The organism is Microcoleus sp. PH2017_24_DOB_U_A (genome assembly GCF_020738205.1).
In the GTDB taxonomy this organism is placed as follows: domain Bacteria; phylum Cyanobacteriota; class Cyanobacteriia; order Cyanobacteriales; family Microcoleaceae; genus Microcoleus.
Genome location: NZ_JAEQCT010000203.1, coordinates 1 through 1,231 on the forward strand (window position 1 = coordinate 1; position 1,231 = coordinate 1,231).

Genomic DNA, 1,231 nt, shown 5'->3' on the forward strand with positions numbered 1-1,231 from the left:
AGGACTACTTTATTCTAGAAATCCTGTTGCCATTTTGTAGAAATTGGGTAAAATCAAACAAGGAGGTGATGCAAGTGTTCAATCTGACTTATGAATTCAAATTGAAACCCACAAAAACACAAGTAGCAATATTTGAGGATTGGTTGGAACAATGTCGCAAGGTATATAATTATGCCCTGCAAGAACGTAAAGATTGGTATAATTCCCGAAAATGTCGGATTGACGCTTGTTCCCTGCGCTCGGAATTCATCATCAGAGCTGACACACCCAGACCAACTTACTCAACTCAATGTAAAGCCTTAACTGCATACAGGAAAACCAGCCCTGCATTACAACGTATCAATGCTCAAGCTTTACAACAAGTGCTGCGCCGACTAGAAAAGGCATTTGTAAGTATGTGGGAACAAAACCACGGATTTCCCCGATTCAAAAAAAGGGGAACCATGAGGTCTTTTGTGTTTCCACAACTAAGTTTAAACCCCATTCAAAATAGTAGTGTCAAACTGCCTGTAATTGGCTGGGTAAGATTTTGGCAATCCCGAGCGATTCCCGATGGTGGAATTATTAAGCAGGCACGGGTAGTAAATCGTGCATCCGGCTGGTATCTAATGCTGACCGTTACTAATTTCATAGCAACTTCTAATAGTCTTTTAGTCAAGCGGCCAAGGTTTTTTATAGACGCAGAACGCAAGCTGAAATTGCTGCAAAAACGTGTGAGTAAAAAGCGCAGTGGCTCAAATAATTGGCGCAAAGCTCAAAAAAAAGTTGCTCTTTTGCACGAATACGTTGCTAATTGTCGAAAAGATTGGCATCGCAAAATCTCTCATCAAATTTGCAATGATGTGGGGATGGTATTTGTTGAGGACTTAAATTTAGTTGGACTATCCAGAGGGATGCTGGGCAAGCACTGCTTAGACGCTGGATGGGGTCAATTTTTCACTATTTTGGAACAAACCTGTTGGAAACGCGGGGTGTACTTCCAAAAAGTGAATGCTAAGAAAACCAGTCAGATTTGTCCAAATTGCGGTGTCGCAACAGGCAAAAAAGAGCTTGCTGAGCGTACTCATACTTGCTCAAATTGCGGTTATACAACCGATAGAGATGTTGCAGCAGCTCAAGTAGTTCTAATTAGAGGACTTGCAGCCGTAGGGCATACGGTCAAGATGCTTGCCGAGGGTAAATTCGTCGGAATCCCACTGAAGCAAGAATCCTCTCGCCTTTAGGCAGAGGT

General features: G+C 42.4%; 1 protein-coding gene. It reads left to right on the plus strand.

The features are described 5' to 3' along the window. Positions 1 to 1,223, plus strand: a 1,223-nt coding sequence (locus JGK07_RS33000; protein ID WP_366934351.1) for a transposase, incomplete at its 5' end; no start/stop codon positions are given. Positions 1,224 to 1,231 lie beyond the last annotated feature (8 nt).